Below are 16,799 nucleotides of genomic sequence, written 5' to 3' on the forward strand. Positions count from 1 at the left end.
GTAGAGAGTTACTTGCAGTATCTACTCGCGATTGATCGAGTAGAGAGTACTCGTTGACCACTGAAATTCCGAGCTATATGTTCAGCGAGTCTCCTCGGTCTGGGCTTCAGTCAAGTTGGATCAGGGGTCTGACCTACGCAAAGACCCTCAGCTCGCCACCGGATCGGTGGGCAGTCTGAAGAAGCTCAGTGTGGGGCATCCGGAAGATCCGCACGACAGGTTGACCGGGCACACCAAGAGAATATTATCTTCGCGAAATACAAGGGAAGTGCTGTTCATGATTAAACAAGTCGCTGCCACCCTTCTTGCAGTGTCTGCCATTCTTGGGGCAACCGCGACGAACAGTAGTGCAATCTCGTCGGACGGATGGGAAAATGGAAATTGCACTGCAGACGAGTTCTGTCTATACAGGAACACTTACTACTCTGGCGGTGTAATGGATTTCCTAGAGGGGTCCGGCCCTTACAATAACTACAATAATTACTATTTCGTCAATACGGCCACCTCGGTCAACAATAACGCCAGCAGTAGTGCGAACAATACGGTCTACGAAGTGCGAATGTATGCTAACACCGGCCTCGGCGGCCCTTCGGTTCAGCACCGCGCTGTAGGTTCGGGGTGTGTGAGTGGAATTTGCCCCGCCTACCACTCTTTGGGATGGGCCGATAACGTGATCAGCTCCCACGCGTAGGGCTTCCTCCAGAATGGTGAGGTTTTCCCGACGAGGTAATTTCCAATGCTTGGCCTCGATTCCTCACCGAAGGCGTGACGGGGCATTGTCACGTTGAGCCTTTTCCATCTTCACTCTGAGCTGGCCAGATGCAGGGTGAGGACAGCCTGGACAACGTTCGTGATGCGGGTGGTCGAGCAGCGGAGCTTGCGGAGGAGACGCCAGGACTTGAGGGTGGCGACGGCTTGCCCGGCCAGGGCCCGGATCTTCGCGTGGGACCGGTTGACGGCCTGCTGGCCTGCGGACAGCGTCTCCCGCCGGCCGCGGCAGGGAACACGGACCGTACCCCCGGCTCCTCGGTATCCCTTGTCGGCCCGGCAGACAATGCCGACCCCTGCGAGAGCGTCGATGACACCGTGCTCGCGGGCCGCGCTGACGTCATGGACAGCCCCGGGCAGAGCGGGAGACGCCCACAGCAGCCGGCCGAAAGGATCGGCGACGACCCGCGTTCGTCCTGCTGGACGGGACGCTGCTGCCGACCGGCCGCATCGTGCAGCTTCGGCGACGCCGCCCGGACCGCTTCGGCGAGGGCCGGGGCGAGGGCGGCCAGGACATCGACGGCCTCGGCGATGCAGCGGTAGGCGGTGGTGGTGCCGATCCCGAACCCGGCCGCGATCTGGGCGTACGGATGACCGTTGCGGAGATGGGCGAGAGCGAGCAGGGCCTGCCGCCCCGCGCTCAGGCGCCGCCATCGGGCGCCGATACGACGGCGGTGTGTGAATGCCGGTGGTCAGGATGGCACGGCCCGGCGGGATGGATCGCGGCGATCTGGACAGTGGCCTCGAAGCGGACGGCCAGCTTGTCGAAACGAGTCGCCACCGACCGATGCTGCTTGAGCCGGCTAATTCCGCACTCGACCGCGTGACGCGCCTTGTAATCCTGCCAGTCGAAGGCCGGCGGGCGGCCACCATCGCGGCCGCGGCGCTTGCGGTTGCGGATCTGGTCGGCCGGCTCGGGGATCGTGCACCGGCTCCCGCGTCTGCGCAGGTAGGCACGGTTGGCGCGCGAGGAGTATGCCTTGTCTCCCCGCACTCGCAGGGGTTTGCGTCTGGGGCGCCCACGGCCGGGCTTGGGCACTCGGATGGCTTCGAGGACCGGCTCGAACTGCGGGCTGTCGCCCCGTTGGCCAGCCGTGACCAGCAGCGCCAACGGCTTCTGTCCCTGTTCGCATGCCAGGTGGATCTTCGTGGTGAACCCGCCCCGGGACCTGCCCAGCCCGTGGTCGTCCGGCTCTTGGCTGAACCCGCCGGGCGGTTCCTTCTGCCCGGCGCCGTTGCGGCGGGCACCGGCCGCGTGCTGGTGGGCCCGGCAACAACGTCAGCAGCCGGGACCACACACCCTGCCGCTGCCACCTGCGGAACAGTCCGTAAACGGTCTGCCAGGGTCCGTACTCACACGGCAGATCCCGCCATGGGACACCGGTCCGCGTGGCTACATCGACCACTGCTCCGTCACCCGCATTGACCAGGATGGCAACGTCACGACCGAGCTCTCCGGCCATGCATGGCCCTGATGGAACCCGACCCTCTCTGCACGAACGCGACCAGTCGGCCAGGCCCGCTCCGGAGATGGAAAGGGCGGCCCCATCGCGGGGGCCGCCCCTGGGCGTGGGCGTCTAGCCGGAGCTCCGCCGGGTTCGTTGTCCCGCGCGTCCTTCAGGATTCCGCCGGTCTTGGCGTCGAGGTCGACATCCCACTCGACGTTCTGCGCCGGGCCCTCCATCCGCACGGGTTCGGCGCCAGCGACTTCGAGGTCCTCGACGTCCTCGCCGAGGGCGCGGCCGAGGACGGCCCGGCCTCCTGGCGTGTGCAGGAGCTCGCCGGGCGGGTCCATCTCAGCAAGAGCGCGCTGTCCCGGACGGTGGCGCGCCTGGAGAAGGACGGCCTGGTTCTGCGGGGGATGTGTGCCGAGGACCGGCGCGGAGTCCAGGTGAAACTCACGGAGAAGGGGCTGGCGCCTCATGCCGAGGTGCTGCCCCTACAGCGCGAGGTCCTGACCCGGATGCTGGACCGCAGTTCCTGACGCTCGTGTCGGGACGGCCCGGCAAGGTGCTCCGGGCAGCGAAGGCTGCCCTGCCCTCCGCCCTTTCTGTCCTTCTGCGCGTACCGGGACTTCTGTCATGGATGGCTTCAGCCCACTTCCATGAAAGGCGCTCCCTCGTATGTCTCAGGAACACAGCCCCAAAACCTCCGGTGCCGAACGGCAGGTGGCGGCCCGAGCACCCCTGCCTCCGTCCGACGCTCTGAACATCCAGCGCACCGCTGGAAACGCGGCCATGGTCCAGCTGCTCAGCCAGATCGGTCACCCCTGGGCCCAGCCCGCCCACCAGCAGCACGGCCCCGGCTGCAGCCATCAAGCCGGGCCGGGGGTCGAGGCACCGGAGCCGGTGCAGCGATCCGCTGTCCACGGCGAGCCGGTGCAACGCTCCGCAGTCCATGACGTGCTGGCCACCGCCGGCCGGCCCCTGGACGACTCGACTCGTACCGATATGGAGGCGAAGTTCGGTGCGGATTTCTCCGGAGTGCGTATCCACGACAACTCGGCGGCCCGGGCGTCGGCCGCTGGCTTTGTCGAGCAGTAGCGACGTCGCTTGTCGATGAGTTCGGGAGGCGCCTCGATACACGGATGGGTGGTGTTGACGAGTTTGGGAGGCGCCGGGGTTCTTGCCAGGGCAGCATCGGGATGCTCCTGGTGAAAGGTGCTGGTCATGCCGCGGATGTCGAGGGTCGAGCTGTACGCGGCGATCCGGCGTGACCACCGCGGCGGCATGTCGATGCGGGAGCTTGAGCGCAAGCACGGCGTGACGTGGCGGACGGTGCGGAAGGCACTGGACTCGGCCTGGCCGGAGCCGCGCAAGAAGCTGCCGCCCCGGGCGAGCGGGCTGGATCCGTACAAGCCGGTGATCGACGAGATCCTCCGGACGGACCTGGATGCGCCACGCAAGCAGCGTCATACCGTCACGCGGATCTTCCACCGGCTGGTCGAGGAACATGGGGCGGACGTCTCCTACGGGATGGTCCGCTACTACGTCGCCGGCCGGAAGCCGGAGATTCTGGTCGCGTCCGGCAAGGCACCGCTGGAGGCGTTCGTCCCGCAGACCCACCAGCCCGGTCACGAGGCGGAAGTCGACTTCGGTGACGTGACGGTGCGGCTGGCAGGCGAGCTGGTGACCTGCTATTTGTTCTCCTTCCGGCTGTCGTATTCGGGCAAGGCCGTCCACCGGGTGTTCGCCTCCTGCGGTCAGGAAGCATTCTTCGAAGGTCACGTCCACGCGCTTCGGACACTGGGCGGCGTCCCGCGGAGCAAGGTGCGCTACGACAACCTCAAGGCCGCCGTCGCAAGGGTGCTTGGGCTGAGCCGGGCAAGGGTCGAGGCTGACCGGTGGATTGCGTTCAGGTCGCATTTCGGTATCGAGAGCTTCTACTGCCAGCCCGGTATCGACGGCGCCCACGAGAAGGGCGGTGTCGAAGGCCAGATCGGCTACTTCCGCCGCAACCACTTCGTTCCCGTCCCCGAAGTGTCCTCGCTCGCCGAGCTGAACGAAATGGTCGAGCAGTGGGACCGGCAGGACGACGCACGCCGCATCGGTGCCCGGTCCAAGACTGTCGCCGAGTGCTTCGCGCTCGAACAGCCGCTGTTGATGCCCCTGCCCGAGGAGCCATTCGAGACGGGCCGGCTGTTCACGCCGAGGGTGGACCGCTATGGCCAGATTCCCGTCCGCACCAACCGCTACTCGGTGCCGATCCGGCTGATCGGCAAGCGGGTGCGCGTCGTCCTGCATGCTTCTCACCTGGTGGTTTATGACCAGAACGTGGAAGTGGCCAGGCACGAGAGACTCATCGCCAAGGGCGCCGTCCGCCTGGAGCTGGATCACTACCTGGAGGTCCTGGTCCGCAAGCCCGGCGCGTTTCCCGGTTCCACCGCCCTCGAACAGGCCCGCTCGGCAGGCAAATTCACCCCGGTCCACGACGCTTGGTGGGCTCAGGCTCAGAAGATCCACGGCGAGCGGGACGGCACCCGCGCGTTGATCGAGGTCCTGCTCCTTGGTCGGCACCTGCCGCACGAGTACGTCGTCGCAGGACTGGCTGCGGCCCTGCCGGCGGGGGCGATGACCGCTGATGCCGTCGCGCTGGAGGCCCGCAAGGCCGCCCAAGCCGAGACCGAAACCGACCCGGCAAGCCGGCCATCGCCCGCCAACTCGTCGGCGAACGTGACGTCTCTGCACGAGTGGAAGCTGTCTCATCTCCCTCCGGACACCCGGCCGCTGCCATCGGTGACCCCCTATGACCAGTTGCTCCGACATCGTCGCATCAGCGGCGCAGACCACCGAGAGGGAGCGCAGTGACCCTGCCCCGCCAGCGAGGCTTGACCGAGCAGGCCGCCGACGCCGCCATTGACACCGCCTGTCGCATGCTGCGGCTGCCATCGATCAGAAATGAGTTTAACGAGATCGCCGACCGGGCGATGAAGGACCAGATGACCTACCGCGGCTTCCTCGCCGAGCTGCTGATGGCCGAATGCGACGACCGGGCACGGCGCCGCTCGGAACGGCGGATCAAGGCGGCCGGCTTCCCGCGGGAGAAGTCCCTGCGGGCCTTCGACTTCGACGCCAACCCGAACATCGACGCGGCCACGATCCACACTCTTGCCAGCTGCGAGTGGATCAAGAAGAGTCAGCCGCTCTGTCTGATCGGGGATTCCGGCACCGGCAAGTCCCACATGCTCATTGCCCTGGGCACCGAGGCCGCGATGAAGGGCTACCGCGTCCGCTACACCCTCGCCACGAAGCTGGTGAACGAGCTGGTCGAGGCCGCTGATGAGAAGCAGCTCAACAAGACCATCGCGCGCTACGGCCGCGTCGATCTTCTCTGCATCGACGAGCTGGGCTATATGGAGCTGGACCGCCACGGCGCCGAACTGCTGTTCCAGGTTTTGACCGAGCGGGAGGAGAAGAACAGCGTCGCGATCGCCTCGAACGAGTCGTTCGGCGGCTGGACCAAGACCTTGAGCCAGACCCGCAACCCGTGAATAAAGCCATCCCATCCCGGGACTGCTCTCCACCCGCGCGGGGGTGTTCCCGCGACCCCGCCCCTCGCCGAGCCCGGCTGATACTCCCCGACCGCGTGGGGATGTTCCGAAGATGCTCGCCCTGAAATCTTGCTCTCGGCGCCCGCGGGACCAGAGCATGCGGGAGGTCGAGTTCGGCATGATAGGGAACCAACGAGGCTCCTGCGCCGATGGGTTGAAACTTCGAAAACCTCCCTCACCGGCGCGGGGGCCTCGTGCGTTGCGCGCCCAGCCGCCGTCACCCGATCAGTGGCCAGAATGAAAGAGCTCAGCGAACAGCGCTACCAGCGCCCGAGCTCTCCCGTCGACCGCCGGCCAGGCCGAGCAGGTCTGCAAGTCGGATGTCGGGGAGTCTCGTCACATCTACGCCCCACGTTCTCGGCTGAGTTGACAGTAGCCCCCTGTCGTACGGCTGGCGACTATTCGCCAGGGATCGCCATCGTGCGCTCCATGTTCCGCAACCCGCACCCTGGTGTGAGGTAAACGTGGGGCGTCCCGGTCTGAGGATGGGGCGTGCCTGCCAATTGGAGTTTTCCGGAGGGAGGTGAACATGCGGAAGCAGGCCAAACGACCGGGCCGGCGCATCGCGCGGTGTATCGATGGAAGTAGGGCTGACCAGCATGAACACGGTGGGAAGTCCGGTCGCCTCGTGCTGGCAGCGTTACGAGTTTCAGTCGGGCTCGAATGAGCTGTCGAATCGGGGCCGGTGTCCTGGTGGTTCCGGTTCTCTGGTCCGTCTCCCCGTCGTTCCGGCGCTGTATGTGCTGGGTGGTGGTGGGCTGCTGTGGGGCAGCCGAAGGGAGCCCGCAGGGCGGACCGGCGGCCGGCTCGGATGGCCGCTCCGCGGGCTTCCCGCGTCCAGCCGTCCCGGAGTCAGCTGGCGGGAGCCTGGTAGAGGCCACGGCCGGCGCGGGAAGCCCGCGAGGTGGCGACGAGCCGGTCGAGTGTGCTGCGGACGGTGTTGACGGCACTCGTAGAGGAATCGCGGCCGAGCGCCTGCGCGACGTCACGCGCACGCATCGGGCTGCTCGGCGACTGCGAGAGGACGGCTGCCACCTGCTCGGTGAGGCCGCCGGATTCTTGAGCCGCAGATACTGCCTCCTGCGCCGCAGCCGTGGCGCGATGCTCCTTCGTCGAGGGACGCCCCTCATCCCCGCTCGTGCTGGACGCGGTCTTCCGCCCACCGGCGGAGCGCGACTTGGCGGCCTTTCGCGGCGCGGGGACCGCACCAGAATCCTGCGTCGCTGCCACCACCTCGGAAGTCTCGACTGCGGCTTCGCTCTCCGCTGGAGCCGGCTCCGCCTCCTGCACGGCGCGTGGTGCGGGCGTCTCGGCCAGGGCCAGCAAGGCCGTCAGCGCTGTACGGACCGAGAGCACGCGCTCGGAGACTGCGGCCAGTTCCTTTTCGAGGTCCTGCTGAAGCTGCTCCAGCAGGGGAAGTTCTTTCTGCAGTGCGGAAGTTGTCGCATCGATGCCGTGAACGGCGGCGCTCAAGGAGGTCACGAAAGGCTCCTACGTGATGAGGGGGCGGGTGGAAAGGGCAACAGATCGCCCGCTGTGCAGCGTACGTCTCCTCGGCGGCATACAGAGGCTGATGCGCCGAACCGCTGCACGCCAGGCAAAAGCCCTCCCGGCATTTAAGTAACGGTACCGGGACGACGCGGAAGCAACATGCACCGCCTGCAACTCGCTCGAGCCCACCCTTGGGTTGCTGATCGCGGGCGCGGAATCCGAACAAGATCTGAAACTTGTCGTTTAACTCGCGGCCTCGAACGGCGGATCGTACTTGGGCGTTCACCTGGGGATTCGCCGGCCGTGAGGGCGGCATCCGCCTGATTCTGTGCATCCGACCAAGGAGCGCACGTGAAGCAGCCGGAGGCCGTACGGATGAGTGTGCCGGGTGGGGAGCCGGAGTGTGAGGCGTTCGCGTTGCTGTCACGCTTCCGGGCGGAGCTGTACGCGTCGATGACCGGGCGGGCGGACACCTTGTTCGAGCTGACGGACGCGCTGCTGTGCAGTGACGGCCCGGTCCGGACTTTGGTTGATCTCGCGCTCGCTCCCGAGCACCGTCGTGGGCACGGGGCCCTCTACGGCGCTCTCAACCGGGGCCGTCTTGATGCGTCGCGGCTGCGACGGTCTCTCGCCGGGCTGCCGTTGCCGAAGGCCGCGGACGGCCGTGTGGTGCTGGCCGTCGACGCCAGTCCGTGGCTGCGGCCGGACGCCGCGAGCCGGCAGCTGTCGGCTCGGCTCAGCCCCCGGCGGCACTCGCCATGACGTGATGCAGCGGGGCTCGGACGACTCCCAGCTTCACGAGGGCCGGGAAAGCTTCACGCCGAGGGGTGACGCTGGCCTCCGCCAGGATCACGCCTTGTTCCCCACGCCCCCTTTCGATGGCCTCTCCTGCCAGAACCCATCGAAACGAAAGTGCCACAGGCGCTCTGGCGTCTTGGTTTCGAGGGCTTCTACGGGGATGCCAGGCTGATTCAGCAAGCGCGTAGGCCCTCGGCTGCACGGGTCGGCCCTCTTGGAGGGAGAGCCACAGCTGCGCCGCACGCCCGCGAAGGCGAACCTGGAGTGCATGGACAGCGTCTACTGGCACCGGCGGCCGCGGCCGCCGGAGGAAGAGGGGGCGGGACCTGGCGGGTGGCCGGTGGTGGTGAGGGTTCCGGTGGAGCCGGTAGAGGCCGCGATGGAGGCCGACGCCCGCGAAGCGGCTGCGCGCCACAGCGCCCTTGCGGTGCGAGTCCCGCTGTTCGGTGTCGCCAGTCAGAGCAAGGGCGACGGCCAACGCTGGCGGGTGATCGTCGAAGTCACCCACGGTTGTCCGCAGCAGGTCCGCGACGCGCTGAACTCCCTGCTCTGGTTCAGGGCGAAGGACGAGGCGAAGAGCCCGGCTGAACGGTGTGCACTGCTGGGGGCGGTCGCCCGGCTGGAGAACGAGTACGTCGACGAGCTCACTTTGCGCGGCGCCCGCTACCGTGTGGTGCGGGCCGAGGAGTACGCGGCCATGGACGAGCACGGCGGCATCGAGACGCCACGGCCCACCGACCCCGAGCCCTTGACCCCCGACTGGAGCCCTGGCGCCGGCGCCCGCAGCCCGCGGGTCGACGCAGGCCTCGTCCTGGACCCCGACGCACCTCTCACCCCACTTGAGGCGGCGGAGCGCCTGTCCTTGCGCTCCCTGGCCTACACCGGCACCCGGTTCCCCGGCCCCGTACTGCACGACTCCGCAGAGGCGCTGGAGAGCCACCCCGACTTCCTGCTCTTGCCCGCGGCGTTTCTGATCGTCGAACGGTCCGGCAACGAGCCCTGGACACCGGGCAGCGGCCTGCAGGCCACCGCCCACGACGCACGTCGAACCCTGGCCTTCGCCCTGACCTGGATGGAACCACGCACGCGCGGCCTGATCCCTGACGACGCCGAGCCAGACATCGACGCGCACACCCTCGTTGCCGAGAACACCCACCCAGCCGTCGCCGAGCTGGCGGTGTTCGCCGACGCCGCGGACCGCCTCCGAACCGGCCGGCTCAACCAGGTCGAAGTCCATGGCACCGGCTCCCGGATCGGCCGGGTCCGCCGCCTGCTGCGCTGGGGCCCCGACGGGCCGGAAAGCCCTCGCCCCTCCGACATCAACACCCACGCCCCCCAGGCCATCCACCCGCGCCTCGACGAGCACGGCAGCGTCCACTTCGACGATCGCGCGCCGGACGAAGCCGCCTCGTGAACGTGCTGACCTGCCTGCGGTCGGGAGGCCCGGGAATGTGGCGGCGGCAGACGAGGAGTTGTCCCAGCGCCATGCGGATGGCTCCGCGGGTGCCGGATCCCTGTGCCTCTGTCAGAGCCCTGCGGTGCGGTCGGAGATGTCTGTCGGGAGGGGCTTGAGTTCCCAAGCCGGTGTGATCCGCTTGCGAACGGCTTCGTGGTGTTCGACGTAGTCGCGGACGTGAGCGACCTTGCGGCGTTCGGCCCCGTAGGGTTCGCGTGACGGGCCGATGAGGGTGCGTTCGGTGTGACGGTGCACGCAATGAAGGCATCGCTGTCTGCTTCCAGCACTTCCCGGACGTGGAAGTGCTCCTGGACGGCGGATACCCTGGCCTCAGATGCGACCACCCGGCCAGGCGATCACGCCCCCCAGAAAGCCGAACAAGATCGCCTTCCCGCGCGTGCAGGCAGCCAGAGAAGAGGCCGGGCACCGGCACTCGTCGAAGCGCATCACCGTTGAGCACGCGCGCGCCGATCACAAGCGCTGGAAGCATGACCGGCTGGACACACCGATGCGAGACCTGCCCGGCACCTGCCGGGCCAGCGCCGGCCTCGTCTCCGACCGCACCATAACTGCCTGACAAAACCACCAGCTCAGGGCCGTGCAATTCAACCGCAGTTACGCACCAGCTCGTCTGTATTAATTTATGAATCCGTGATGGGCGAAGTACTCGGGCCCGGCGTCACCGCCCGAGTTGGCGCAGCCTGAATGTTCACCGCAACCAGTATCTTCGGTATCGGTTCCGGAACATGTCACTTCCCCGTTGCATTGCGCAGAGCTGCCGTTACCATCTGCACCGAGCATCTGCAGGTAAATAGTAGACACGCTTACCGTCTCTCTCTAGTCATTTCCAGGTTGCCATGCGTAGCTATCGCAATGATCAACATCGCCTGTATTGCCAGCATTCATCACGGCGGAGTCGATAAACTTGAGTACCGAGTACTTAGAATTCCTGTCGGAATGACTTACTGGTGTCGCCGGCAGGTGCGTGCGCGCTCGAGGCCGGGGAAGACACCTGACGGCTCCAGGCCGTCAAGCTGCTGCGGCCAAGGCGATTGGGCATGCGGTGTTCTCATCGGACAGTTCGCGCCGATGGAGGCAGTGGAACCTCTGTCCGGGGCGGTTGAAGAGGTTGCGCTGGGCGGCAGCGCGCCAGTCGCCGTGCTTGTCGTGGCGGCGACAGCAGCGGGCTATGGCTCCGGGCGAGGCCCGGAGAGCGGAGAGGCCCGGAGATAGTGTCATTCCTGCGTGAGGGCGGCCGGCCGCGGGACAGCGGTCCATATCGGCGGCTGCCAGCTTGCCGCACGCCCCCGCAAACCCATCAGCCGCGAGGAGGCTCGCCGGGCACTGACCGACGGCGGGAGGCGGGCGTGCGAAATCTGCCGGCCCGACTCCGAACCCGGCATCCTCGACTGACGTTCCGGCGCCGGGGTGTCTAGTCCGTGGGGAGCCGTCGGGCCAGGTTCACGGCGAGCTGGCCGGCGGCCTGCCCGCGGGATGTGAGGTCGAGCGTCTCCAGCAGCCGCATGTACCCGACCGCGTCCCGGGCCTCTGCCGCGGTCAGCAGGGGCAGGCGGGGCTCGTCCGCGTCTGGGTAGTCACCGATCACAGGCTCTTCAGTCTCCACAGGGCGATCAACCTCTGGCGGCGCCCCAAGGACACGATCCGAACGGGTCAGGCAGTCTTGCGGCGGGTCGTCCTCTTCGCCGCGGTCTTCCTGGCGGGGGCCTTCTTCGGCTTCGCGGGGCATCTCGTGCACGGTCACTCGCCCCCGTCGGCGGTCTCGCCGCGGTGTTCGCGGGCGTCGGCGACGGACTTCTCCAGCGCGGCCATGAGGTCGACGACCGGCGCGGCCGGCTCCTCCTCGCCCTCGGCGGGCTTCGGGGCCCGGTGCTCGGCCTTCGCCTCGATGACCTCGTGGAGCGCCTCCGTGCAGTGGTCGGTTACGTCCAGGTCGGTCAGCTCGGTCTCGGGCGGGGTGATCCCCTCGGAGGAGCGGATCTCATCTCCCCCAGTGCAGGCCGGACAGGAGCAGGGCGTCGCCGAGGGGGCGGAGCAGGCCGAGTCGTTCGCGGCCGCGGAGGGCGAACGTGGCGGCGGCGACCTTCCCGTTGCGCTCGAGCGCCTTGCGGAGCAGCACGTACGGCTTCGCAGCCACCGGTCCGTCGGCGGTCAGGTACTTTCTCTGCACCAAGCGCGAGTCAGCTCAGCTCACGGGATCGGTGGCGGCTATGAGTGACGCGGCGGACAGGCCGTCGGAGGAGATCCCGGCGGGAGTGAGCGCAGCTGCGCGGGCCGCCACCCCGGTGAGGACGGCGCCCCGCGCAGCTGCTCTCTGGCCAGCGGCTTCCAGCCCGAGGATCTATGCCCCGGCTGCCGCGCGCAGGCTCATCACGTAGATCTGGGTGTCGTCCTGGAACAGCGTCACCTTCTCGGCACCGCCGTCGAGGAGCTCCTTCCACACTTCACCGATCCACGACTCGGCGTCGCCCTGCGTCGTGAACTCCTCCGGCTCTACCGCCGGTGACGTCTCCGTTCCATCGGCCGTCTCCAAGCGCCACGTCCAAGCCACGTTCCTGCCTCCGCTTCAGGATCGACCTGCTGACAGCCGGAACCCCTTCCCCCGGGGCACAGCGGCAATCACGCCCAACGGGTGAACGGCGCAGAGCGGTGCCACCGCAGCGACCGCGGGTCGGGCCGGGGCGCTGCGTGAACCGGCCGGGTCAGCTTCCCCGCCGACGTCTTCGACACGTACAAGCAGCTGCCCGGCAAGGCCCGCCAGGACCTCGCCGTCTGCCTCGTTGACGCACAGGAATACCCGGTCGGCCACTCCGAGCCGTGCGGGGAAGACGACGGCATCATCCGCACCGTCGCCTTCGGTCATGTCACCGCGGTCATCATGATTGGCACCCCCACCAGCACTCTCACGGTCATCGCCACCGCCTGCGCCGGCGCGTAGGCGGGCTGAGCCCCGCGTCAACAGCGTCGTCAGCCGGGACGTGCGGCTGTAGCTGATCCGCGTGGCAACACCGCCCCTGCGAGGGACAAGGCCGGGCCTACGCAGCCGCGGGCCCCTACCGTTGTCCGTGGGGAGGTCGGGCCGACTGGTCGTTGGTAGGTCTCCCTGTGCGTCCCCACACCAGCGATCCCCGGTGTGGGGGCGCAAGTACGTTCCCCGGGAGGTTATGGGGCGGGGGTGTAGTGGACGACGGTGGTCTCGCAGGGGCCTTCGGCGTATAGCTGCAGCGCGTCGGCCTCGGCCTGGTCGGCGGCGAGGCCCCAGCGCAGCTTGGTGGCGACCCACTCGGAGACATACCGGCAGTGCGCGTCGGGGAGCGGCGGCATCCACTCGGCCGGGTCCTGGTCGCTCTTGGACCGGTTCGACCTGGCGGTGACCGCGACCAGGGACGTGGCGGCGTCCTGGTCGTTCGCGTACGCCTCCCGCCGCCCGGCCGTCCACGAACTGGCGCCCGAATCCCAGGCCTCGGCGAGCGGGACCATGTGGTCGATGTCGAGCTTGGCGGCGTCGTTGACCTCCTGGCCGTCGTAATACGAAATCCACAGGCCGCCCGACAGCTTGCAGCCGGCTGCCGCATTCGGCACTTCGATGGCTTCGGCGAGGAGGACCTCGTTGCGGGTGTTGCAGCCGTCGGTCAGGTCCAGGCCTCGGTTCCAGTGCCTGAAGCTCTCGCGGTTGTACCCGGTACGGGATTCGCCGGCGAGCGGGATCTGCCCGATGGCATCAACGAGGTTCAGGACCGCGGCTTCCGCAGGCGCGGCCGGGGCGGCGGTGGCCGACGAGGGAAGAGCGAGCGGGGTCAGGGCAAGAGAGAGCGCGGCAGCGCCGCGGACCATGTTCTTGATCACGAACACAGGGATATCGGTCCAGCGCCTTGTGCCGCTGCGTGATGAGAGTCTCCGTCAGCCGTGTGGGGGAGCACGTTCACCACAGAATCGATCCCGCACCCGGGCGCGATACCGGTCCGCCGCCCCCGGCTCCCCGGCGCGCGGCCGCAGCCGTATGAGCGGACGATGAGGGTGAAGCCCGCCCGGGAAGCCGCCGCACGTTGCACCGGGAGGGCGCGCTCATTCCCAGAGATCACGCGCCAAGGCCATCCAGGTCCTGCGAGAACTCGACCGCACCGGGGCTCCGGTGTCTTGCCTGGCCAGGCGGGTCCAGGCCCTGACCGCCGAACACGACGAACTGACGGCCGCACTCGACGGTGTGGCCAGCGCCCACAACCCGGGCCTGCGGGGCCGCCTACGGCATCGGCCCCGACACCGCGGCCCAGCTGCTGATTGTGGTGCACCCTCGACGAGCGCCGCGTCAACGGGGTCGTCGAGGGTGCACGCGAAACGGTGCGACTGCCAGTGCCACAAAGAGACGAAGCGATGAGCAAGATCTGCGGCTACTGCGACAAGACCATCACAGGCCCGGCCGAGGATATCGGCGATCACGCCCGGCCGGCCGCCTACTGGCATCCCCGCGGTCATCCCGACTGCTACCGCACCCGGCACCCGCGCCTTCCGTCCCGCACATCGGCGGCGTCCGCGTGGACCGTGCGACCTACTTCAACCACTTGAGTCAGCGCGCCTGAGCTCCTGGCCGTCCGTGGTCAGCGCGGACCACGGACGGGCAGGGCACGCCGCCCCGGTCCGATCCGTTCCCCCACGCCCGGCCGGGGCTACCGCACCAGCTCCGCGAGGGGGACGCCGAGCGCGTCAACGATAAGGACGAGATGGGAGAACCGCGGGTCGCGGCCCGGCCCACTGCTCCCCGCACCTGCGGGGATGGCCCCAACCCGCCCGCGCCACGGGAGGGGCAGAGGGCTGCTCCCCGCGCCTGGGTGATGACGCCCTGCCGCCGATCCGCCGTGCCAGGGGTGAACACTGCTCCCTGCACGGTTGCCCTCTGCGGTACGGGGACGGGATCGGTGCAGCCTCTGGTGCTCGCTCGGGGATGGTCCCCGCATGTCGCCCAAGGGCTGTCCCGTAACTGATCTTTGGCACGAGAGTGGTCGGCTGAGATCGGATCCTGGGTCCCACCCTTTGGGAGAGGCGCCGACCTCGGTTCACCCCTGTGACCGCACGACACAGCAGCGGATGGCAGGGGCCGTCCTCCCGCAACGTGTGGATCCACCCGCCTGGGGAGATGAGCAGGGCCCCTGTTATCGTGCGCCGATGTCAACGATCAAGCAGTTCCAAGTGACCTTCGACTGCGCGGAACCTGCGCGCCTCGCCGCCTTCTGGTGCGAGGTGCTGGGGTACGTCGTACCGACAGTCCCGGAGGGCTTTGCCACGTGGGAGGAGTACCACCACTCGCTGCCGCCTGAGGACGAGGTCTACTTCGCGTGCGCTGATCCCTCGGGTGTGGGCCCGCGCGTGCTCTTCCAGCGAGTTCCCGAAGGCAAGGTCGTCAAGAACCGGGTGCATCTTGATGTGCGGGTCGGCACAGGGCTCGTGGGTGACGAGCGCCTGGCCACACTCGAGTCCGAATGTGCACGGCTGATGGCGCTCGGCGCGAAACACGTGCTGACGCAGCGCGCCGATGGTGTCAACGAGTCGTGCATCACGATGCAGGACGTCGAGGGCAACGAGTTCTGCCTCGCCTGATTCTCCTCCGAGACTGCGAGTGGGGGCCGTCTCCCGGGGCCTCTCAGGTCTCGTATGCGGCAGAAGCTATCCCGTGAGAGCGAGGTCGTGCAGTCGGGCGATGCCGAGCATGGCGTGTCGGACCCCGTCGCCCTTGAGACGGCAGTCGCGGAGGATCTTCCAGGTCTTGATGCGGGCGAAGACGTGCTCGACGCGGGCCCGGACCTGTTTGTGCGAGCGATTGTGCTCGCGCTTCCAGCCCGGCAACTCTTCGCCCGGGGTGCGGCGGTGGGGCATGAGGAGGCCGGTGCTCGGATAGCCGCCGTCGGCCATCGTGAGGTTCCTGCCCACGGCGGCCTTCGCGCCAGACTCCTCCCATGCCCGGCAGTCGTTGCGATTGCCGGGCAAAGGCTCAACGACCACAACGACCAGGCGGGTATCCGCGTCAATGACGACCTGGTGGCTGGTGGAGTACCGGTAGTTCTTCGACTGTTCAGCGATGTTGTGGAGCCGGGTAGGTAGGCTCCAGGGTGCCGTCGACTACCAGCACGGTGTCCTTGGCGAACCGGCGCCGAGGCTGGAATGCGATGAGCGGACCGAGCTGGTCGATGATGCGGTCGGCCGCCGACTTCGAGATGCCAAACAAAGGGGCGAGTTGGCGCATCGTCAGGTTCGTGCGCCAGTAAGCGACCAGCAGCAGCACCCGGACCTCCAGCGGCAGACCCCACGGCCGCCCCTGGCCCGGGGAGCCGGCGCCCTCGCGGCGAAGCGCGGTCACCAACTTGCCGAAGACGCGCGGGCGCAGCCGGTAAACGGGGCTATCCAGGCCGGTTCCGACGCCGTGATCACACCTGACACGATCAAGATCATTGCAGGGCGACTTACGGGACGCGCCAGCAACAGCTCGCGCAGGGCCTTCACCGGCGCGCCTGCCCGTTGCCCCGGCCGTTGCCGGCCGCGGACCTACGGCTGGCCCATGCTCCACCGCCACCTGGCTCGCGACCATGAAACCCTGCCCACCCGCTCCGAAGCCGTGATCGGCACGAACCGAAGAAAGCTACAGAACAGCCCATCCCGGGATGAAATATCGAAAAAAGAACGACCTCTCAGACGGCCACACCTCTAGCAGCGCGGCAACGGCGCCAGGATGGCTGACCTGCGCTGGGGGGCAGCGGTCACAGCGGTGGGGTGACGGTCGTCACCCCACCGAATTCCGGCCATACTGATAGGTATCTATTGCTCAGGACCAAGGATAGCCGTAGGTGCAAGATTTCCCTCACCTTGAAGAGCCGGAAAGGGTTTGAGATGGAATTTCTAAATCTGCTGCAGATGGTCAAGAGCGAGAATCACACTGGCGCGGGCGAGTGCGGCGGCAATGTAACTGTCTGTGAAACCGGTTGCGAACTTTCCCTCTGCGACACAACGGGGAGCTGCCGCTTGACGGACTCCTCGCTGTGGTAGCGTGTGATTGGCCTGCGGCCTCCTCCGGGTATTCCCTTGATGATCCGGGTTCAGTCATTGGCTTCACTTTAAGGTCATGAAATCAGCGAACGCCCGTCTGGGGCTGTATTCAGAACAATGGTGTAGCGGACTGGCTGTATCTCTGCAGAGCCCAGGGAGCTGTTCCGCGGCAGGAGACGGCCGTGC

At 67.5% G+C, this 16,799-nt stretch carries 15 protein-coding genes and 4 pseudogenes; 10 read left to right on the forward strand and 9 right to left on the reverse strand.

Annotated features, from left to right (window positions below; translation table 11 throughout):
* Positions 1-277 precede the first annotated feature (277 nt).
* Complete coding sequence (locus tag OG462_RS41985) at positions 278-691, forward strand: peptidase inhibitor family I36 protein (RefSeq protein WP_406066335.1); 414 nt, start codon at positions 278-280, stop codon at positions 689-691.
* Positions 692-801: 110 nt separating this feature from the next.
* On the opposite strand, the pseudogene OG462_RS41990 reads toward OG462_RS41985, so the two are convergent.
* Both OG462_RS41990 and OG462_RS41995 read right to left on the reverse strand, forming a co-directional pair.
* Positions 802-1,442: pseudogene (locus OG462_RS41990) on the reverse strand (transposase family protein); the annotation flags it as partial.
* A pseudogene (locus tag OG462_RS41995) lies at positions 1,409-2,231 on the reverse strand (IS5 family transposase). The pseudogenes OG462_RS41990 and OG462_RS41995, both read right to left, overlap by 34 nt.
* A gap of 11 nt (positions 2,232-2,242) precedes the next feature.
* On the opposite strand from OG462_RS41995, the gene OG462_RS42000 reads away from it, so the two are divergent.
* From OG462_RS42000 to istB, 4 genes are all read left to right on the forward strand, one after another.
* The gene (locus OG462_RS42000; protein WP_406054162.1) at positions 2,243-2,752 is read left to right on the forward strand and encodes a MarR family winged helix-turn-helix transcriptional regulator; all 510 of its coding nucleotides are present in this window, start codon (positions 2,243-2,245) and stop codon (positions 2,750-2,752) included.
* Between the two features lie 253 nt (positions 2,753-3,005).
* Positions 3,006-3,311, forward strand: coding sequence for a DUF4157 domain-containing protein (locus OG462_RS42005; protein WP_406054160.1), 306 nt, complete (start codon positions 3,006-3,008; stop codon positions 3,309-3,311).
* Between the two features lie 135 nt (positions 3,312-3,446).
* Positions 3,447-5,075 carry an IS21 family transposase gene (gene istA / locus OG462_RS42010; protein ID WP_406066333.1) on the forward strand — a complete coding sequence of 543 codons (1,629 nt, stop codon included), beginning with the start codon at positions 3,447-3,449 and terminating at the stop codon, positions 5,073-5,075.
* Positions 5,072-5,758, forward strand: a complete 687-nt coding sequence (gene istB / locus OG462_RS42015; protein ID WP_406054158.1) for an IS21-like element helper ATPase IstB — start codon at positions 5,072-5,074, stop codon at positions 5,756-5,758. The genes istA and istB overlap by 4 nt, the downstream gene beginning before the upstream one ends.
* A 912-nt stretch (positions 5,759-6,670) precedes the next feature.
* Here istB and OG462_RS42020 read toward each other — a convergent pair.
* A complete protein-coding gene (locus tag OG462_RS42020; protein ID WP_406054156.1) occupies positions 6,671-7,300 on the reverse strand; it encodes a hypothetical protein in 630 nt (209 codons plus the stop codon).
* Positions 7,301-7,684: 384 nt separating this feature from the next.
* Here OG462_RS42020 and OG462_RS42025 point away from each other — a divergent pair.
* Together OG462_RS42025 and OG462_RS42030 are read left to right on the forward strand one after the other, a co-directional pair.
* A pseudogene (locus tag OG462_RS42025) lies at positions 7,685-8,023 on the forward strand (transposase); the annotation flags it as partial.
* Between the two features lie 352 nt (positions 8,024-8,375).
* Positions 8,376-9,521 (forward strand): DUF5954 family protein, encoded by a 1,146-nt coding sequence (locus OG462_RS42030; RefSeq protein WP_406054154.1) that lies wholly within the window; start codon positions 8,376-8,378, stop codon positions 9,519-9,521.
* Positions 9,522-9,632: 111 nt separating this feature from the next.
* Here the strand turns inward: OG462_RS42030 and OG462_RS42035 are convergent, their stop codons facing one another.
* Positions 9,633-9,818, reverse strand: a complete 186-nt coding sequence (locus OG462_RS42035) for a hypothetical protein (RefSeq protein WP_406054152.1) — start codon at positions 9,816-9,818, stop codon at positions 9,633-9,635.
* A gap of 79 nt (positions 9,819-9,897) precedes the next feature.
* On the opposite strand from OG462_RS42035, the gene OG462_RS42040 reads away from it, so the two are divergent.
* Complete coding sequence (locus OG462_RS42040; RefSeq protein WP_406054150.1) at positions 9,898-10,140, forward strand: transposase; 243 nt, start codon at positions 9,898-9,900, stop codon at positions 10,138-10,140.
* 668 nt (positions 10,141-10,808) lie between these two features.
* Positions 10,809-10,976, forward strand: a complete 168-nt coding sequence (locus OG462_RS42045) for a DUF6233 domain-containing protein (RefSeq protein WP_406054148.1) — start codon at positions 10,809-10,811, stop codon at positions 10,974-10,976.
* A gap of 19 nt (positions 10,977-10,995) precedes the next feature.
* Here OG462_RS42045 and OG462_RS42050 read toward each other — a convergent pair whose 3' ends face one another.
* The 4 genes from OG462_RS42050 to OG462_RS42065 form a co-directional block, all read right to left on the reverse strand.
* Positions 10,996-11,187 (reverse strand): hypothetical protein, encoded by a 192-nt coding sequence (locus OG462_RS42050; RefSeq protein ID WP_406054146.1) that lies wholly within the window; start codon positions 11,185-11,187, stop codon positions 10,996-10,998.
* Between the two features lie 375 nt (positions 11,188-11,562).
* Positions 11,563-11,751, reverse strand: a complete 189-nt coding sequence (locus tag OG462_RS42055) for a Ku protein (RefSeq protein ID WP_406066331.1) — start codon at positions 11,749-11,751, stop codon at positions 11,563-11,565.
* A 171-nt stretch (positions 11,752-11,922) separates the two neighbouring features.
* A complete protein-coding gene (locus tag OG462_RS42060) occupies positions 11,923-12,132 on the reverse strand; it encodes a hypothetical protein (protein WP_406054144.1) in 210 nt (69 codons plus the stop codon).
* 611 nt (positions 12,133-12,743) lie between these two features.
* Positions 12,744-13,427, reverse strand: coding sequence for an HNH endonuclease family protein (locus OG462_RS42065; protein WP_406054142.1), 684 nt, complete (start codon positions 13,425-13,427; stop codon positions 12,744-12,746).
* A 1,314-nt stretch (positions 13,428-14,741) separates the two neighbouring features.
* Between OG462_RS42065 and OG462_RS42070 the strand changes: the two genes are divergently transcribed.
* Complete coding sequence (locus OG462_RS42070) at positions 14,742-15,173, forward strand: VOC family protein (protein ID WP_406054140.1); 432 nt, start codon at positions 14,742-14,744, stop codon at positions 15,171-15,173.
* A gap of 66 nt (positions 15,174-15,239) precedes the next feature.
* Here the strand turns inward: OG462_RS42070 and OG462_RS42075 are convergent.
* Positions 15,240-16,010: pseudogene (locus OG462_RS42075) on the reverse strand (transposase).
* Positions 16,011-16,799 lie beyond the last annotated feature (789 nt).

The sequence above is a fragment of the Streptomyces sp. NBC_01077 genome (genome assembly GCF_045162855.1).
Taxonomy (GTDB): domain Bacteria; phylum Actinomycetota; class Actinomycetes; order Streptomycetales; family Streptomycetaceae; genus Streptomyces.

Excerpts from the sequence above, each read along its gene's own strand:
- OG462_RS42030 (WP_406054154.1), top strand. The coding sequence starts at position 8,376 with ATGGACAGCGTCTACTGGCACCGGCGGCCGCGGCCGCCGGAGGAAGAG.
- OG462_RS42005 (WP_406054160.1), top strand. The coding sequence starts at position 3,006 with ATGGTCCAGCTGCTCAGCCAGATCGGTCACCCCTGGGCCCAGCCCGCC.
- OG462_RS42040 (WP_406054150.1), top strand. The coding sequence starts at position 9,898 with ATGCGACCACCCGGCCAGGCGATCACGCCCCCCAGAAAGCCGAACAAG.
- OG462_RS41985 (WP_406066335.1), top strand. The coding sequence starts at position 278 with ATGATTAAACAAGTCGCTGCCACCCTTCTTGCAGTGTCTGCCATTCTT.
- istA (WP_406066333.1), top strand. The coding sequence starts at position 3,447 with ATGTCGAGGGTCGAGCTGTACGCGGCGATCCGGCGTGACCACCGCGGC.
- OG462_RS42070 (WP_406054140.1), top strand. The coding sequence starts at position 14,742 with ATGTCAACGATCAAGCAGTTCCAAGTGACCTTCGACTGCGCGGAACCT.
- OG462_RS42000 (WP_406054162.1), top strand. The coding sequence starts at position 2,243 with ATGGAACCCGACCCTCTCTGCACGAACGCGACCAGTCGGCCAGGCCCG.